We start from the raw sequence: 16,168 nt of genomic DNA on the forward strand, positions 1-16,168 counted from the left end.
GTCTCCAGTTGGCTGCGCAGCAGCTTCACGTAGGCGTCGTCCGGCAGCACGTGGGAGGACTTGTCGGTGGGCTTGGTGATGTCCAGGTACACCCGCCCCAGGGTGAACGCGCGGCCCTGCAGCTCGTTCTGCACCGTGGCCTTGTCGGGCAGCACGGCACCGCGCCCGCCGTCCACCAGCGCGGTGGTGGCGCAGCCGCCGAGGGACAGCAGGGCGGCGAAGCTGCCGGCCAGCACGAGGGTCTTGTGGATCTGCTTCATCATGGGATCTCCCTTCTTTGGACTTGGTTCTGCCCAGACCGTTGTCTGAGCCTGAAGCGACTGTACCGCAGAAGCTAGTTGCCGCAAGAAAATTTTCAACCCCTACGAATCACCCCCAAAGAATCCGCAAAATCCGCTTCAAACCCCGCCCTTCTATATAGGGAGGGGCGAATACCGTCCCGCCCGCGGGCCGGGGAGCCGGCCTCTTGGATCACCAGACCCATTTCCTCCTCTCCGCATAACCTCTCGGGACCCAAAGCAGAGGAGTGACCCGCCGTGACAAATCAGAACAACCATGCAAGCCAGAAACTCGCCCAGGAAATCGCCCGCTGGCGGGCCGGCCGCCCCGGCCCGGCGCGGCGGCCGGAGGTGGAGTACCGCCGGCGCAAGCGCCAGGCGGCGGAAGCCGAGCGGCTTGATTTCCTCGGCAACGAATAAGCGGCTGGCCGCAAATTTTTAGCTCAAAAAAGGAGAATCAAAATGCTGAAAAAAGTACTGATTGCCGCACTGATGTTGCCCGCCGCCGCCCAGGCCGAGACCGCGCGAGTGGATCTTGCCCCTGTTTTTTCCGGCGGCACGGTTGAGCTGGGCGGAGCGGAGGGCAGTGTCCAAGCAAAAACCCGCACCCTGGGCCTGGGAGTGGATGTCACGCCCGCGCAGGCGCGGTGGCTCACCCTGAGCGCCCGCGTGCAGCAGATGCATCTGGATGCCGGCCCGGAAGAGGCGACGGTGGATACCCAGGCGGTGGCGGCGACCGCCCGGCAAAGCTTCATGATGGGCTGGTCGTCCTGGGTCACGCCGGGCTTGGCGATAGGCTACACCCGTGCGGAGGGAGGCGAAGGTTCGGCCCAGGGGTTCGCCCTGACTCCCCAGCTTGAGCTCAGCACCATGGTGGGCGACCCCTGGGGTCGCTTTGGCACCGTGGCGGTCGGTTTTCGCCAGGCGCCGTGGCGTTTGGCGGACCAGGGTGACAAGTTGGCGGCGCCGCGAGAAATCTATGGCCAGGTCAAGGGGGACGGCTGGTTCGCAGGTGCGTCATACCTTGTGCCTGTGACTGATCAAAGCGAGGGTGCGAGTATTAGTCATGGCTGGTCGGTGCAGGGCGGCTATCAGCTTGGGCGGACGCAACTCCGAGCCCAGTACATCGAGGGGCTGGAATTCCAGGACAGCTCGGGCTTGGCGGTCACGGGCGCCGTCCAGTCCTATCTGCCGCTTGACCTGGCGAACCCCGAAGATGCTTACCGAAGCGGCTTGTTCCTCCATGCGTCGCATCCGCTCGGCCCGGTCCAGGCGCGGTTGAGCGTTGGGTTCGACCGGAACAGCAGCCGGACTCGAGCGAGCAGCCAGCCCGGCCTGCTCGCGCCCGGGGACGGAGCGGCGACGCTGAGAGAAAAAAATTACAGCATAGGGCTTGGGTTGAGCCGAGATTTCTGAGCATCGGCGACTTGGGGGCCTTCGGGCCCTCTTTTTTGTTGCGAGCCCGGATCCTCCAGCCCTCCAGGACCGCGCAGGATGCCCGTAGAGGCATTTTTACGGGTCGCTGGCCCCCTTTCCCCGCTCTTCTTCCTTTCTCTTCTCTTGGCGCGTTTAGCAGCGCCTAGCCACGCTCAGGCGTGGGTGCGCTTGGCCACCAGCTCGATGCCGAGCGCTTTCAGCACCGCCAGGATGGTCTTGAGCGTCGGATTGCCCCGCTCGCTGAAGGAGCGGTAGAGCTGTTCTCGCGAGAGCCCGGTTTCCTTGGCAATTTCGCTCATCCCGCGGGCGCGGGCAACCACACCCAGCGCGTGCGCGATGTAGCCGGCATCCCCGGATTCGAAGGCATCGGCCATGAAGGCCGCGATGGCTTCATCCGAGCTTAAGAGTTCTGCTGGGTCGAAAGTTGTCAGGTGTTCAGTCATGGTCATTCGCTCCACTCTGCGGCCAAGCGTTTGGCCGTCTTGATGTCCCGGGCCTGCGAGTCTTTGTCGCCGCCGCACAGCAGGACGATGATCGTCGCGCCGTGCGACTTGAAATAGACCCGGTAGCCGGGGCCGTAGTGAATTCGTAGCTCGCTGATGCCATCACCAACCGGTTCCACGTCGCCGGCCAGGCCGTAGGCCAGCCGGTCCAGGCGGGCGGCCACAATGGCGCGGGCCCGCTCGTCCCGCAGCTTCGTCCACCACTTCCTGAAGGTTTCGGTTTGCTTCAGCTCAATCATGGATCGATTGTAGTCTATAAACTACGAATGTTCAACCATATCTGTCATGACCTTCCGGCGCGTGTAAAACCTCAGTTTCCTCTCCCGCGCATAACCAATCGAACACAGCAAAAAGGAGATTTTTCATGGGCAAGCTTGCATTTCTGGTTCTGGTTGGGATTTTGGTTGGCATGCAACTCTTTCACCAAGCCGATGAAAAAACCGACCCGGCGCGCATCCAGCAGATCCTGGCCGAGCCGGCCGAGCCGGGGTTTTGGCTGAAGCAGCAGCAGGACGGCTCGCCCCTGTGGGTGGCTGCCCTGCAGACCTGCCAGACGGCACCCGAGTTGCCCGGCTGCAGCACCGTGCGCCTCGTCAAGGTCGCGGATCTTTAGGGGGCGGCATGAAGGCATTCATCTGGCGAATTGCGGCGCTTTGCGCCGCAGTCATCGCGGCGCGCATCCTGTGGCCGGATGCCTTCCTGTTTCTGGCCTGGATCACTGCCAATCATCCCTTGTATCTCGTCATGCTGGGCGTCAGCGCCATCCTGGCGCGGGATGCCGCGATCACCTGGGCGCGGCTGCACATCGGCCTGCATGGCGCCGGCGGCAAGTCGCGGCGGCAGATCGGCCAGGCGGAGCATGAATGATGGGCATCTTCAGTCGCGGTGGCGGCGAGATCGAGCGGCAACGCGCCAGCCCGAAAGCGCAGTACCTGACCAGGATAGCGGAGACCATCGAGCGGCAGCGGGCGGCCGAGCGGCGGCGGGTGGTGCGCCGGGTCGAGCGGCAGCTCGCCTATCGCCTGGCGCCCGGCATGGCGCGCCAGGCGGCCGTGATCCGGCGGGTGGATCGGGCCTTCAAAAGCGTCACGGGGCAGGGGCCGCGGGCGAACTACTTTGACCGGCTGCTGGCCGAAAACGGCCGCAAAACCTGGACCGGCAAAACCGCCCTCGATCCCCGCAGAGCCCGCAAAGCCCTGGCCGCGCGCATTCGGGCGGCGGGCGGGAGCGAACGCGACGTGCGCCGGGCGGACAAGGCCCTGCGCCGGCACGTGAAAAACCTCAAAAAATTCGGGGTGATCCAAAGCCGCTTTTTGGGCCTGTCGCAGCAGGCCAGCAGGCGCTGGACCCAGTCGGTGGAGCGGACGGAGCGCTGGATCCAAAAGCGACGCGCCGAGCGCGCGCGATCGGATGCCAAAACCGCCAGCCGCCCGGCATTTCTCAAATTCCGTCAGCGCCAGCCAAGTCTCCCGGATGGCGCCGGCAGGCAGGCCGTCGGCTCGGCCGCAAGCCGTGTGCAGGCCCGGCAGCAGCCGGCAAGAATGCCCGCGCGAGTCGCGCGGCCGGCGCCAGTTCCGCGCGGCACGCCCAGGCAGCCGCGGAGCGAGCCGGCGCGAGCCCGGCCGCCGGAAGCGGAGCGATCGAAAAGCTACGAGGAGATCAAGCGGGCTCGCGAATTCGTGCGTGGCTGGGATCCAAGCTCGGTGGCTGACAGAACCCGCACGCAGTACCACAAAGCGGTGGCGCGCCTGGGTGGTTTGGCGGCGGCCCGGCCCGAGGAGCGGGCCGGCACCTACCGTTCCTTTTTGTATCAGCGCGCGGCTCTGGTATTCGTCGCCCGCGCGCAATTGAAAGAGGCGCTGCGCGAGCGGGACCGCGCGGCGCGGGCCAAGGATCAGCAGGCGCAAAGCCAGGCCGAAAAGCGCATCCACGAAGCACTGGCGGTTCTCACCAGATACCCGCCCAGCGCCGGCGACCGGAGCGCCAACGCCGGCCGGGAAAATCCTTTCAGAAAATCCGACCTGGGCAGTCGTCACCGCAATGGCAAACGGGCTTCCCTGGATCACTTGCCGCGCGATTGGCGCGAGCGGATTTGGAACGAAATTCCCGCGCGCGACCGCGACGCCGTGGCCGTCGCCGCCCTCGCCGGCGCGCGGCCGGCCGAACTCAAAAAAGGCGTGCAAGTGGTCCGCGAGGGGCAGGACCTGGTGATCCGCATCCGGGGGGCGAAGCTCGATGAAAAACGCGGCAAGGGCCAGGCGTTGCGCGAGGTGCGCGTGGACCTGCGCGACGTGGCGGACAGCGTCGAAGGCCGCCATCTGCTGGGGCGGGTCGGCGGGCGCGGAAAAACGGTGCGCATCGAGGGTCGGCCGGATGCGTTCACGCACCGGGTGCGCGCCGCCAGCCGCCGCGCCATGCCCGAGGCGCGCACGGCCACGGTGAGCCCCTACACCTATCGCCATGCCTTCGCGGCCCGGCTCAAGGCGCAGCAGCTCGATGCGCAGGCGCGCGCCGCCGCCCTCGGCCACCAGCAGGAGCGCTCCGGCTGGCATTACGGACATGCCAGCCAAGCCGCCAGCGCCGGGCGCGGCGGCATCAAAAGCGCCCGCGCGACGCGCGCGGTTCGCCCGGCCCGCGGCCGGGCGTGATCGGCCTACGGCCGATGGGGCTTGGCGCTGACGCGCCCCGGCTTCGCCGGTCAGCCCCGCATTGTTCGAGTCCGCGCCGCAGGCGCGTCCTTCAAACAATGCGCCAATTCAAAGGCTTAGCCGTGCCCGTAGGGCCCCGGATTCGCCAAGTTCGAGGCATTTCCCATGCTGCGCATAACCATGCGTATACCGCGATACCGAGGAAAACCGGCCGCAAGCCGCATAGCGGCGCCAACGGCGAGTTTCGCGCCCCGTTTCCTGGCCGGTTTCGTCCGGGGTTGCGGGCGGTTGGGCTGATTTGTCGCGGTTTTTCAGGAAGCTTGGGAGGGGAGTGCATGGCAATTTTGAATGAAAAGGAAGAGGGGCTCTTGCGCGCCGCCTTGCATCATGGCGGGGTGCTCAGCGCCGCGCTGGCCGCCCGCCTGCTGGACTGCTCGCCGCAGTTCGCGCGCCGTCTGCTGGCGCGGCTGGGCGAGCTGGATTTGCTGGCTCCGGTGTACCTCAGCGGGCTGCCCGGCGGCACGCTGCACCTGGCGCCGACGCGACGCGCCGCCCGATTTTTCGGGCATCCGAATGCGGCCGCGGCGCGCACGGACCGGAGTGAAACGGACTTGCTGCGCGGCCTCGCGCGCTTCTGGTTTCGTGCCAGCCATCCGCTGGCAAACGGCGAACGGTTTTTGGACGGCGGCCGGGAGATTGCCGCGGAATTTGCCGCGCGGGAGATTCCCGTGCCGACGCTCGGAATGCGCGCCGGCGATCCCGGCCGCGCGCGCTTTTCGGAAACGGTGATCGCCGCGGCCGAGTCCCTGCAGGTGTATGCCTTTCCGCCTGTGCACGCGGCGCCGGAAACGGTGGTGCGCGGCACGCTGGCCCGGTTCGCCGATGCCCTGGGCAGCGTGCGCATCGGCTTTGTCATCGAGCGCCGGCGTGCGCCACTCCTAGCACACGCCCTGGCGGCATTCGGCGCCATCGAGCAGCTGGCGCCCAAGACGCCGGAATCGGATCGATTGGCGGAGCTGCGCGAGCAGTTGGCCCGCGAGCGCGCGGCCGGCGCCGCGCCGGTGGCCCTGGCGCGCCTGGCGGGCGAAATCGCGGCCTTGGAAAAGGCCGCAAACCAGCCTGAAGCGCCGGGCGTTTCCGCAGTGGCAGGGGTCTTCCTGCCAAGCATCATCCATGATCTTTTTTGAGGCGGGCATGAAACGAGAAGACTTGCTGGATTTTGTGGATTTTGGGGCACGCGGCGCGGCGATCGGCGCGAGCTTGTTTGTGGCCGGGGAGGCGGGGTTGCGCGAGGTGCTGACGCTGCCCCAGGCGCTGGCCTGGGGCGCGGGCCTGAGCGCGGTGACCCTCGCCGGCGCGAGCGTCGCCGGCCGTGCCATGCGCACCTACGCGGACCTGATTTTCCCGGCGCGCGAGCCGGATCCGCGCGAGGTCGAATACCTTCTGCCGGCATGGCCCGAAGGGCCGGAACTGCAAATTGTCTTGGGCGAGGATCACGACCGCGCCGGCGGCTTTTGCGAGCGCCCGCGTTGGTACACCCTGCCGGCCCTGGGGCTGTTCACCGGGGTCGCGGTGCTGGGTGCGACCGGCGCGGCCAAAACCGCCGGCGTCGGCCTGCCGGTCCTGCGCCAGTTTTTCGAATACGCGGCCGCTGATCCGGCCCGGCGCTGCGCCGGGCTCATCATGGACTACAAGGCGTCCCTGGTGCGGCCCGCGCGGGAGCTCGCCGAGCAGCACAATCGGGCGGCCGATCTGATCCTGATCGGGCCGGATCACCCGATCCGCTGGAACCCGATCCACGCGCCGGAGCTGGAGCCGCGCGTGCTGGCCGCGCGCGTGCTGGCGGTGCTGGAAAATCTGTCCGGCCAATCCCATGCCGGCGATAGCTCCTGGGTGGCCGAGAACGCCGGTCGCATCATCGAAAACGCGCTGGGGATCATCCGCATCACGCAAGGCTATGTGACCCTGGCGGATATCCATGCCTTCCTGCAGGAGCTCGAGCGCGCCTTGGCGGGCGATGCCGACCAGGAGAAAAGCCCGGCGCAACTGATGGACGAATACCTGGCCGGCTGGCAGGCGTTGCTGCCCGCGGATCTTGATTCGGCAAGCCGAACCCAGTTCGAGCACCATTGCGCTTATTTCGCGCGTGAGTACATCGCCAATGATCGGAAGTTCCGGGGCATCTATCTCTCCGAGATTGCCCGGATCACGCAATACTTTGCCGACCCACGCTACCTGGAGCAGTTTTCGCCGCGGCGCGAGGACATCAATTTCCCTGGCTTTCGCGCGGCGATCGACCGTGGGTTGATCGTGGTCTTGGACGCCACGGCCGAGCGCTTTGGTCCGCTGGCAAATGCGCTGGGCATCTTCGCCAAGCTGGAGTTCCAGCGCGCGGCCCTGGCGCGGCCGGACGAGCACCGGCGCAATCCGGACTACAACTTCGAACGGCCGCTGGTGTTCTTCTGCGACGAGTATCAGGAGTTCGTCAGCACTGGCCAGCAGGGCGACGACCAGTTTTTTGCCCTATGCCGCGAATCGAAAACCGCGAACGTGGTCATGACCCAAAGCCGCAGTTCCCTGGTGAAAAAGCTGGGCGAGGTCAAGACGCAGGTGGTGCTGGCGAGCCTGCGCAGCAAAGTCTTTCTGGGCCTCTCGGAGCCCGAGGATCGGGACTACGCCGCGCGGATCTGCGGCGAGGACTGGGGCTACGTGGAGCATGTATCGGCTTCGGAGAGCATCGAGGCGGCGGGGTTGACCGCGGGCGGGCAGTTCCTCGGCCGGCAGACCACGGTGGCGGAGTCGCGCAACCTCAGCCGGCAGAAGCTGAATCGCTTCGAGCCGACGGTTTTTCGCGACCTGCCGACCTTCAGCGCGGTGGTGTCCGGCTTCGACGGCCGCCAGGCCCTGCCGCCCAAGCTCATTTACCTGAAGCCGTTTTTCCGGCCGCGCGACGAGCGCTACCGGGATTTCCTTGCTGAATTCGGGAGGGAGGCATGAAGAAGTTCATCTTCTTTGGGATTGTGCTGCTGATCTGCGCGGCGCTGCTTTTTTCCTACCTGCCGGCCGCGGATCCCGTGTGGCCGGTGCTGGGCACGCTCCTGGCCGTGGATATCGTCCTGTTCCTGCTGCGGGCCGCCACGAAGTGATTTCCGGCCAGTGCCATAACAGGTGAGAAGGAACCGCAACTGTGAGAAGGAGGAGACCATGAACGACTTTGCGTACATTTTCGCTGTGCTGCAAGGATACATACTCGACCGACGTGAGAAGGAGGAACTCATGAACGACTTTGCGTACACGATTACGTGCATGGATAGCGACAGCCTGCTTGAAGCCTTGTGCCATTGCGAAAGGGAAAAAGTCGGCCTGCAGTTTTTGCTTGGCTTGGTTGAAGATTCCAAGCGGCTTCAGGAGCTCAATGCCGAGCTGCAAGCCTGCATCGAGGCGAGCGCCTCAATTCGCGACGAAATGATGAATCGCCTGATGAATCGCCTGGAAGGAGGAAACCGTGGATTCCAGTAAGCTGAAAAGCAGAAAGGCACTGCTGCTGGAGCAATTGCGGGCCGTGGAGCGGCGCATTCGGGAGGCGGAGAAGCCGGAAATCCTCGATCCCGCTGCCGCCCGGCGCCTGGTGAAGATCATCAACCGGCGCTGGCCCGCGCTGAGCACGGTGGATGCGGTCTTGGACGTGATCGAAAATGGCATGGCCAAGTGAGTCAGTCATGAAGGAGTTCGACAAGCTGCGCGAGCTTTGGTCCACCCCGGAGAAACGGCCGCACCTGCTCGGTGCGGTCGCGGCGCTCCTGGGCGCCGTCCTGATTGCCGGGAGCATGGTGCTGGATGCCTTTTCCCGTTCGCCAACCCAAGCGATGCCGGTTGCCCCGGCGGCCGAGGCGCCCGCCGGCGCCGCAACCGCAGTCGCGGTGTCGACAGCGGCCACGGCGCCGGCGGTGTCCGTTTCAGAACCGGTTGCCCCGGTCCCTGCCGCGTTCCCCCTGGCGTATCCGATGCGGCCGGGCCTGCAGTTGAAGTACGCGGTACTCGCCGAGAGCGGACCACCCGCAGAGATCGGCATCGAGGAGATAGCCAACGGCTGGGGATCGAACTTGCCATCCGCCCCAATCGGCAAAGATTTCGACCTGTCGGACAAGAATCTGGCCGTCGACGCGCTGGGCTTTATCCGCGTGGACAGGGAGGGTCCAAGTACCATCGCGCTCAAGATGGTCCGCACTCAGGAGCCTGGGGTTTGGCAAGCTGATCCGGGCGTCCAGGCTCAAATCTGGCTGGACGGCATTGAGCTTGGCAGGGTGACGGCGGAACAGTTTGGGCCGAGCGAAAAAAGCGGTATCTTTGCTACGCCGCCCCTTGCTGTGGGCTGGCACAAAGTCGCCGTGCGTTATGCCAGCTTGGCCCGCTGGCGGGCGTCGGTCCAAGTGCGCCTGCCGGGCGGTGTCTTCCAGGAGGCGCAGCCGTCGCTGCCAGAAAACAAAAACGAGGAAAGAAATCATGTTTAGTGCTGTATTGCGTTTCCTGCAAATGCGCCTGGGGCCGATCCCGGTTTGGGGTTGGCTCATCATCTTGGAGCTGGTCGCCTGGGTCATCAAATCCGCCGAGACCGTGTTAGGGCTGGTGGTGTTGGGCTTGATCGGCTACGCATTGCACAGCAACCAGAAGCAACAACCGCAGGCCGGCACGGTTCCGCAACCCCAGGAACCCTTGCCGCAAACCCAGCCGCCACATCCCCCGGCCGAAACCGCATCCATTCCCACCGACCCGCAGCCGAGCCCGCAAGCCGCCGGCCCCGCGCCGCAGGCGCAGGCCGCGGCAGGGCCGGCATTCGCGTTGCACGTCGCGCCTGGCGTTGAAGCCCGGCCGCCGTTGGCGTTCCGGCCGCTGTCGGAGGCCTCCACCCGGATCGTCGGACAGGAGGCCGGCTTGGCGGTGATCGAGCAGGGCCTGCGCCTGGCGCTGGAGGGCATGACCGGCGGGCGCGGCAAGCCGCTCGCCACATTCCTGCTGCTGGGGCCGTCCGGCGTGGGCAAGACCGAAACCGCCAAGTCCATTGCGGAGGTGATTTATGGTGACGCCAATCGCATTGCCCGCCTGAATTGCAACGAGTGCGTGGGCGAGGGGGGCCAGTGGCGCGCCTTCGGCCCGCCACGCGGTTATATAGGCTCTGACCAGGGCGGCCAGATCACCCAGGCAATAAAGCGCTTTGGCGGCCGCTGTGTGATCCTCTTCGACGAGCTGGAGAAGGGCAGCCGCGAGTTGTTCGACGGGCTCATGACGGGTTTGGATGAAGGCTGGCTTGAGGATGCCAGCTTCGGAGAGCGGATCTCGATCGAGGAATGCGTCCTGATCATGACCTCCAACGCCATCCGGGAAGAGGGCGCGGAGCTGAACGAGGATGGATTGCGGCGCGCCATCACCGAGTTTGAATCGGTGGATCCCCGGCTGGGCCGGATTCGCCCCTTCCGGCCGGAGTTTGTCGGGCGCATCGGGCGCGTGCTGGCCTATCGGCCGCTGGAGCGGGCGGTTTATGCCGAGATCGTGCGCCAACGCTGGCAGCAGCGCCACGCCCCGCGCGTGTACCAGGCCCGCGGGCTCTACGTGCTGGACATGACGCCGGCGGCGGCCGAGCTGGTCGTTTCCAAGCTCGGTCAAGGGGAGTTCGGGGCCCGGGCAGTGGATCGGGTCATCGAGGATCTGATGCTGGCCGGCTTGGCGAATGCGAACGTGCCGCAGGATGGGTTCATCTGGCTTTGGGATTATGATTCGGCGACAAGTCATCTGCGGCTGATTGCGCCGGCGGATGCCAGCGAGAGCGTGGACACGGCGGCGCTGGCCAGGCTGGCGGAAGCGCTGCACGCAAACAAGCAGGCTAGATGAGCACTCGACCCCGGAGCGCTTGCAGAGCCGGCGCTGACCCGTTCCACGGTCTGGCGATTGCGTTGCAATTTTGGCACGCAATCGCCGGTGGCGGTTATTCTGAACATTCCCATTGATACAATGGCTTATGTGTTCCCGTTCATCATCCTATAGATGCGATATGGATGCGATATCGCATCTATAGGGCGCGCAAGGACGGGTGGAGCATCGTTATCGCATCGATATCGATGCGATAACGATGCGATGTCTGATGGAAAAATCCTGGAGTGGCGCGGGCTTAGGTGGATGTCGGCGTGACTTTTTGCGCGTGCTTTTGTACGGGCTTCAGCATGGGTGTCCCCACGGCGGAGACTTGGACGGGGGAGTGTGCCTTGTGTGTGTTACTCTTGACGTAACGGGTAACACCCTGCTACCTTGCATCATGATCCGATCTTTCCGCGACAAAGACACCGAGGCACTGTTTGCCGGCCGGTCCGTGAGGCGCTTTGAGAGGTTTCGAGCGCAGGCCGAGCGGCGCTTGCAAATTCTCGATAGCGCCACCTGCATTGAGGATCTGGCGCAACTGCCCAGCAACCGCTTTGAAGCGTTGCGTGGCGATCGCCAGGGGCAGTTCAGCATCCGCATCAATGCTCAGTGGCGTGTCTGCTTCACGTGGCGGGAGGGTGGGCCGCACCAAGTGGAAATTGTGGACTATCACTGACCTGGAGGTGACGCCATGACCCCGAACAATGCCATGCGCCCGATTCATCCTGGCGAGATCTTGCGTGAGGAAATGGACGCATTGGGGCTGTCCGCGCGCGCGCTGGCGCAGGCGCTCGATGTGGCGCCCAACCGTATTACCGGTATCCTAAACGGCGAGCGGGCGCTGACGGCGGACACCGCGCTACGTCTTGCGCGCTACTTCGGCACCGCGCCGGAGTTCTGGCTGAATCTGCAGACCGCCTACGACCTGCGCCTGACGCAACGCGAGAAGGGCGAGGAGATTGCCCGCCACGTCCATCCGCACGCAGCCTGAGGCCCACAACCCCGCACATGCTCGGAAAACCCGGCTTGGTTCATTCTGAGGCGGTTGCGCGGTACTGCAGTTTCTTTGCCAGATCCTCAGCCCGGAGGTGGGTGTAGCGCTTGAGCATCTGCAGGGTGGAATGCCCGGTAATGGAAGCCACTTCCATCAGGTTCAATCCCCGTTCGAACAGCCGGCTGGTAGCTTCATGACGCAGGTCGTGGAAGCGTAGATCCTGGAGGCCAGCCGCCTTGCAGGCGCGATCGAACGCCTGGGTGATGCTGTCCGGCCGGAATCCCCAGATCATGCCATCCAAGCGACGAGGCAGGTTTTGCAGGATGTGCACGGCTTCCTGGGAGAGTGGAACCCAGCGCGTTTTGGTCTTGCCTTCCGGCACCAGCAGCACGCGTTTTTTAAAGTCCACGTGCTCCCAGCGCATGCGCGCCATTTCCGAGCGACGCATGGCGGTTTCGATGGCGAAACAGCACAGGGCGTCATGGGGAGCTGGCAGCGCGGCCAGGAGCGCGCCGCCTTCACCGGGCCGCAAGCGCCGATCACGTCCCTCCGGCAGCTTGGGCATCTTGATCTGCTGCACAGGATTGCCGCCAGGCAAGGCAATGCCCCATTCACGCATGGCCACGTTGAGCAAGCGCGAAAGCACCGACAGGTCATGCTTGACCGTCTGGGGCCCCACCTCCTGCAAGCGTTCGTCCCGGTATTTCGCTATCAGCGCCGAGGTGATAGCCGCCAAGGAGTAGCTGCCCAGGCGCTCTCTCAGGGCGCGGATATGTGGCAGCGTGCCGGTAATGGATTTCTTGGTGGGCAGGACTTCGCGTTCGTAGCGGTCCAAGGCTTCGGCCAGGGTGGTTTGTTCCGCCTCGGCCCGGGAGACGAAAACGCCCCGGTCCATTTCGGACTCCACCAGGCGCGCCCAGCGTTCCGCCTCGGCCCGGGTGTTGAAGGTACGGGATTGCACCGGGTAGCCCTTGCGGCGAATTTTTGCCCGCCATTGCAGGTCACCGCGCCGTTCGAACGTCGCCATGAATTGCCCCTCCCTGGGTCTGATCCTTGCGAGTCAGTGTCCCAAAATTGTCCCAAAAATTCAATCCGGGAGGGGTGTTGATGTTATAAGTTACTGATTTTGTTGGCGCCCCGGGCAGGAATCGAACCTGCGGCCTACCGCTTAGGAGGCGGTTGCTCTATCCACTGGGCTACCGGGGCACGCGGGCATTCTAGCAGACCGGCCGGGACCCGGCCAGTTGGCTCAGAAGACGAGCACCGTGAAGTAGGCGAAGTAGCACAGGCCGTTGAAGACCATGTGGATGGGGCGCAGGGTGCCGCGCCGGTGCATGAGGAAGAGCCAGAGGCTGGCGAGCAGGGTCAGGCCGGCGCCCAGGAGCACATCTGGGGTGGGTTGCCAAGGGGTGAGCATGACGCCGAGGGCGGGGAGGATGGACCCTTGGAACACCATGGCGCCGGTGATGTTGCCGAAGGCCAGGGTATCCTTGCCGCGGCGGATCCACAGGATGCTGTTGACCTTCTCGGGCAGCTCCGTCGCCACCGGGATGACCAGCAGGGACAGGGCCAGGGCGGACATGCCGAGCAGCACCGAGATGTGCTCGACGCCGGCCACGAAGCCGTGCGCGCCGGCGATGATCGCACCGAAGCCGAGGCCAAGCTGGGCGAGGATGGTGAGCAGGTTTTCCGGCAGGTGCAGCTTGCTCAGATACAGCGGAGCCTCGGCTTCGGTGCCGTGGCCTTCGTTGACCAGGCCGGCCGAGGCGCGCAGGGTCAGCATGATGTAGAAGAAGTACATCAGCACCAGGCTGATGCCGATGACGCCGCGGGTCAGGGTCTGTTCGATGGGCACGAACATGGCGATGACGCCCAGCGAGAAGGCGGCAAGGAACCAGCTCAGGTCGCGCTGGAAGCCGCTGCGCTCGGGCGTGAAGTCGCCGGCCCAGCCGCGCCGGCGGGCGGCGAAGTAGGCCATGAGGAAGATCGACAGGGTGGAGAGCATCATGGGCGCGCCAAGGATGGCGCCGACGCCCACCTCTTCGCCCACGCGCTGGCTGCTGGCCGCGCCGCCCAGGATGGCGATGATGGGCACCATCGCCTCCGGCAGGGCGGTTCCCACTGCCGCGAAGATGGAGCCGGTCACGCCCTCGGAGATCTTGAGCCGTTCGCCCAGGTGTTCCAGGGCGTTGGTGAAGGCTTCCGCCCCGATCAGGATGACGATCAGGGAAACGAGCAGCAGCAGATAATCCATTCTTGTTCCCGTTGGCCACACGAAAACGGGGTAGAACCCATGGATTCTACCCCGGTGAATTTGGTGGAGCGGAGGAGGATCGAACTCCCGACCTTCGCATTGCGAACGCGACGCTCTCCCAGCTGAGCTACCGCCCCAAAGATCGCGCTAGGATACTGTGGAATCGTCCGCGGTGCAACCGGCGCTGTCTTGCTTGACAGCCGGGGGTGCGCCGGCTAGCGTAAAAAAACCATGACTCCATCTTCCGCTCTCTCACCCAAGCATGTGCGCGGCTGGCAGCGCTGGGCGCTCCAGTGGGCGCTGCTCTGCTTCCTGGGTTTCTACAGCCTGGGCGCATTGCCGCACAAGCACACCAGTGTCCTGGGGGAGCTGGACTGCCCGGTCTGTCATGTGGCCGGGCATCAGTCGCTGGATACCCCCTCGACCGCCGGCCCCATGCCGGCCGTGGTCATGGTCTTCCTGCTGCTCCTGGCGCTGCCGGGTCTTGCAGTGGTGGTCGTCACCCGTCCCATCGCCCGGCCGCCCGGGCGTGGCCCGCCGTCTCTCTCCCGCGCTTGAGATCCCATTGATCGTGCTCCGGCCGGCCGGTCCGGCCGGAGTGGTGCCGTGCGCACGGCTGTGCGCGCGCTTGCGCTGACGGAGAGAATACATGTTCGAGAAGAAGCTCCTGGCGGGTGCCGTGCTGGCGCTCGCCTATGCCCAGGCGGCAGACGCCCAGCCTGGACCGACCCTGGACGGCCTGCTGCAGAAGATCCAGGAACTGGAAAGGCGGGACGCCGAGAAACAGCGGCAGATCGAGGCGCTGCAGCAACGCTTGCAGACCCCGCAGGCGCCGGCGACCCCGCCGGCCGCCGCTGCGGCTTCACAGGCGGAGGCGGCTCCGCCGCCGACTGCCCAGGTCGCCCAGCCCCCCGTGACCGAACCGCAGTCCCTCGATCCGGTGCAGAGTCCCGGGTTGACCCCCTATCCGGTCCCCGGCCTCGGCAGTGGCACGGTGACCGCGGGCACCGCCTTCAATCCCGCCATCTCCATGATCCTGGATGGCGTGTACTATCACGACGACCGGGGGAGAGAGATCCCGGAGGCGGACGGCTTCCATGCGCCCGCGGCGGACGGGCACGATCACGGCGGCGAGCTGGACCGCGGCTTCAATCTGCGCGAGACCGAGATCGTGCTGTCGGCGGCGGTGGACCCCTACCTGGACGCCACCGCCATCCTGAGCGTGAGCAAGGAGGGTGCGCGGGTGGAGGAGGCCTACGGCAGCACCCGGCGCCTGCCGGCGGGCCTGCAGCTCAAGTTCGGCAAGTTCTACAGCGACATCGGCTACATCAACAAGCAGCATCCCCACCAATGGGATTTCGTCGACCAGGCCCTGCCGTATCAGGCGCTCTTCGGCGGCTCCCTGAACGAAACCGGCGTGCAGCTCAGTTGGCTGCCGGACTCGCCGTTCTACACCCGCCTGGGCGTGGAAGTCCTGCAGGGGGAGAACCCGGGGGCGGCCAACTACCTGGGTCCGGATGCGGACCCCGCCTTCAGCCGCAAGGCCGGGCCGCGTCTCGTCACCGCTTTTGCCAAGTTCTCGCCCGATCTCGGCTACAACCACGCCCTGCAGGCGGGCCTCTTCGGCGGCCGCGGCTTCAAGCACCAGGAGCTGGACGAGGGCGCGGCCCTGGACGGCGACACTTGGTTTGCGGGCACGGACTGGGTCTACAAGTACGACTCGCCGCGTTCCTTTGGGCAGGGCGATCTCACCCTGCAGGGCGAGTACCTCTACCGGGTAAAGGATCTCACGGTGCGGAGCGACCCGGCCGACCCGGCCCTGCTCGGCCAAGGGCGGCGCTTCAGCCAGGATGGTTTCTACGTGCAGGGAGTCTACGGTTTCGCGCCACGCTGGACCAGCGCCCTGCGCTTCGATACGGTGGGCCTGACCAACCGGCTCCAGGCCGGCACGGAGACGAGCAGCCTGGATGATTCCCGGCGCTGGAGTGCCAACCTGACCTGGAATCCGACCGAGTTCTCCCGCTTCCGCCTGCAGTACGCCCGCGGCGATTACGCGGTGAGCGGCGCCCGCGAGCGCTTCAACCAGATCTTTCTCCAGTACCAGCTGAGTCTGGGCGTCCACGGCGCGCACAAATTCTAGGAGA

Annotated in this window: 21 protein-coding genes and 2 tRNA genes; 16 read left to right on the forward strand and 7 right to left on the reverse strand. The window is 65.5% G+C overall.

Translation table 11 applies throughout. From position 1 onward, the window contains the following. The coding region (locus tag G579_RS15210; RefSeq protein WP_038017591.1) for a hypothetical protein at window positions 1-263 on the reverse strand (263 nt) is incomplete at its 3' end. A gap of 273 nt (window positions 264-536) precedes the next feature. Here G579_RS15210 and G579_RS18885 point away from each other — a divergent pair. Then, complete coding sequence (locus G579_RS18885; RefSeq protein ID WP_155989700.1) at window positions 537-698, forward strand: hypothetical protein; 162 nt, start codon at window positions 537-539, stop codon at window positions 696-698. A gap of 42 nt (window positions 699-740) precedes the next feature. Beyond that, on the forward strand, window positions 741-1,694 hold the full coding sequence (locus G579_RS18890; protein WP_028988788.1) for a hypothetical protein: 954 nt from the start codon (window positions 741-743) through the stop codon (window positions 1,692-1,694). 173 nt (window positions 1,695-1,867) lie between these two features. Here G579_RS18890 and G579_RS0101570 read toward each other — a convergent pair whose 3' ends face one another. Beyond that, window positions 1,868-2,158 (reverse strand): addiction module antidote protein, encoded by a 291-nt coding sequence (locus G579_RS0101570; protein ID WP_028988789.1) that lies wholly within the window; start codon window positions 2,156-2,158, stop codon window positions 1,868-1,870. Between the two features lie 2 nt (window positions 2,159-2,160). Next, a complete protein-coding gene (locus tag G579_RS0101575; protein ID WP_028988790.1) occupies window positions 2,161-2,457 on the reverse strand; it encodes a type II toxin-antitoxin system RelE/ParE family toxin in 297 nt (98 codons plus the stop codon). 125 nt (window positions 2,458-2,582) lie between these two features. Between G579_RS0101575 and G579_RS0101580 the strand changes: the two genes are divergently transcribed. The 12 genes from G579_RS0101580 to G579_RS0101635 all read left to right on the forward strand — a co-directional run bounded on the left by G579_RS0101580 (window position 2,583) and on the right by G579_RS0101635 (window position 11,767). Next, window positions 2,583-2,831 carry a hypothetical protein gene (locus G579_RS0101580; protein WP_028988791.1) on the forward strand — a complete coding sequence of 83 codons (249 nt, stop codon included), beginning with the start codon at window positions 2,583-2,585 and terminating at the stop codon, window positions 2,829-2,831. A gap of 8 nt (window positions 2,832-2,839) precedes the next feature. After that, window positions 2,840-3,085, forward strand: a complete 246-nt coding sequence (locus G579_RS0101585; protein ID WP_028988792.1) for a hypothetical protein — start codon at window positions 2,840-2,842, stop codon at window positions 3,083-3,085. Next, window positions 3,082-4,866 (forward strand): hypothetical protein, encoded by a 1,785-nt coding sequence (locus tag G579_RS0101590; protein ID WP_028988793.1) that lies wholly within the window; start codon window positions 3,082-3,084, stop codon window positions 4,864-4,866. The genes G579_RS0101585 and G579_RS0101590 overlap by 4 nt, the downstream gene beginning before the upstream one ends. A 98-nt stretch (window positions 4,867-4,964) precedes the next feature. Beyond that, entirely contained in the window at window positions 4,965-6,053 is a 1,089-nt protein-coding gene (locus G579_RS0101595) for a hypothetical protein (protein WP_155989701.1), read from the forward strand. 7 nt (window positions 6,054-6,060) lie between these two features. Then, entirely contained in the window at window positions 6,061-7,863 is a 1,803-nt protein-coding gene (locus tag G579_RS0101600; RefSeq protein ID WP_155989702.1) for a type IV secretory system conjugative DNA transfer family protein, read from the forward strand. Next, on the forward strand, window positions 7,860-8,012 hold the full coding sequence (locus G579_RS18895; RefSeq protein WP_155989703.1) for a hypothetical protein: 153 nt from the start codon (window positions 7,860-7,862) through the stop codon (window positions 8,010-8,012). The genes G579_RS0101600 and G579_RS18895 overlap by 4 nt, the downstream gene beginning before the upstream one ends. A 58-nt stretch (window positions 8,013-8,070) precedes the next feature. Beyond that, window positions 8,071-8,385 carry a hypothetical protein gene (locus G579_RS0101610; RefSeq protein WP_028988796.1) on the forward strand — a complete coding sequence of 105 codons (315 nt, stop codon included), beginning with the start codon at window positions 8,071-8,073 and terminating at the stop codon, window positions 8,383-8,385. Continuing rightward, window positions 8,372-8,578, forward strand: coding sequence for a hypothetical protein (locus G579_RS0101615; protein ID WP_028988797.1), 207 nt, complete (start codon window positions 8,372-8,374; stop codon window positions 8,576-8,578). Before G579_RS0101610 ends, G579_RS0101615 begins: the two co-directional genes overlap by 14 nt. Before the next feature lie 7 nt (window positions 8,579-8,585). Continuing rightward, the gene (locus G579_RS19125) at window positions 8,586-9,377 is read left to right on the forward strand and encodes a hypothetical protein (protein ID WP_028988798.1); all 792 of its coding nucleotides are present in this window, start codon (window positions 8,586-8,588) and stop codon (window positions 9,375-9,377) included. After that, on the forward strand, window positions 9,370-10,752 hold the full coding sequence (locus G579_RS0101625) for an AAA family ATPase (RefSeq protein WP_162142950.1): 1,383 nt from the start codon (window positions 9,370-9,372) through the stop codon (window positions 10,750-10,752). The genes G579_RS19125 and G579_RS0101625 overlap by 8 nt, the downstream gene beginning before the upstream one ends. A 421-nt stretch (window positions 10,753-11,173) precedes the next feature. Next, the gene (locus G579_RS0101630; RefSeq protein WP_028988800.1) at window positions 11,174-11,452 is read left to right on the forward strand and encodes a type II toxin-antitoxin system RelE/ParE family toxin; all 279 of its coding nucleotides are present in this window, start codon (window positions 11,174-11,176) and stop codon (window positions 11,450-11,452) included. A gap of 15 nt (window positions 11,453-11,467) precedes the next feature. Beyond that, complete coding sequence (locus G579_RS0101635; RefSeq protein WP_028988801.1) at window positions 11,468-11,767, forward strand: HigA family addiction module antitoxin; 300 nt, start codon at window positions 11,468-11,470, stop codon at window positions 11,765-11,767. A gap of 40 nt (window positions 11,768-11,807) precedes the next feature. Here G579_RS0101635 and G579_RS0101640 read toward each other — a convergent pair whose 3' ends face one another. From G579_RS0101640 to G579_RS0101655, 4 genes are all read right to left on the reverse strand, one after another. Further along, on the reverse strand, window positions 11,808-12,797 hold the full coding sequence (locus tag G579_RS0101640) for a tyrosine-type recombinase/integrase (RefSeq protein WP_028988802.1): 990 nt from the start codon (window positions 12,795-12,797) through the stop codon (window positions 11,808-11,810). 103 nt (window positions 12,798-12,900) lie between these two features. Beyond that, window positions 12,901-12,976, reverse strand: a tRNA-Arg gene (locus tag G579_RS0101645). 43 nt (window positions 12,977-13,019) lie between these two features. Continuing rightward, on the reverse strand, window positions 13,020-14,024 hold the full coding sequence (locus G579_RS0101650; RefSeq protein WP_028988803.1) for a sodium:calcium antiporter: 1,005 nt from the start codon (window positions 14,022-14,024) through the stop codon (window positions 13,020-13,022). 61 nt (window positions 14,025-14,085) lie between these two features. Beyond that, window positions 14,086-14,161 (reverse strand) — tRNA-Ala (locus tag G579_RS0101655). Window positions 14,162-14,255: 94 nt separating this feature from the next. Here G579_RS0101655 and G579_RS0101660 point away from each other — a divergent pair. Both G579_RS0101660 and G579_RS0101665 read left to right on the forward strand, forming a co-directional pair. Next, entirely contained in the window at window positions 14,256-14,582 is a 327-nt protein-coding gene (locus G579_RS0101660) for a hypothetical protein (protein WP_155989705.1), read from the forward strand. A 91-nt stretch (window positions 14,583-14,673) separates the two neighbouring features. Continuing rightward, window positions 14,674-16,164, forward strand: a complete 1,491-nt coding sequence (locus G579_RS0101665; RefSeq protein WP_051180704.1) for a TonB-dependent receptor — start codon at window positions 14,674-14,676, stop codon at window positions 16,162-16,164. The last annotated feature ends 4 nt before the right edge of the window (window positions 16,165-16,168 follow it).

This window comes from Thermithiobacillus tepidarius DSM 3134, assembly GCF_000423825.1.
GTDB classification, from domain to species: Bacteria; Pseudomonadota; Gammaproteobacteria; order Acidithiobacillales; family Thermithiobacillaceae; genus Thermithiobacillus; species Thermithiobacillus tepidarius.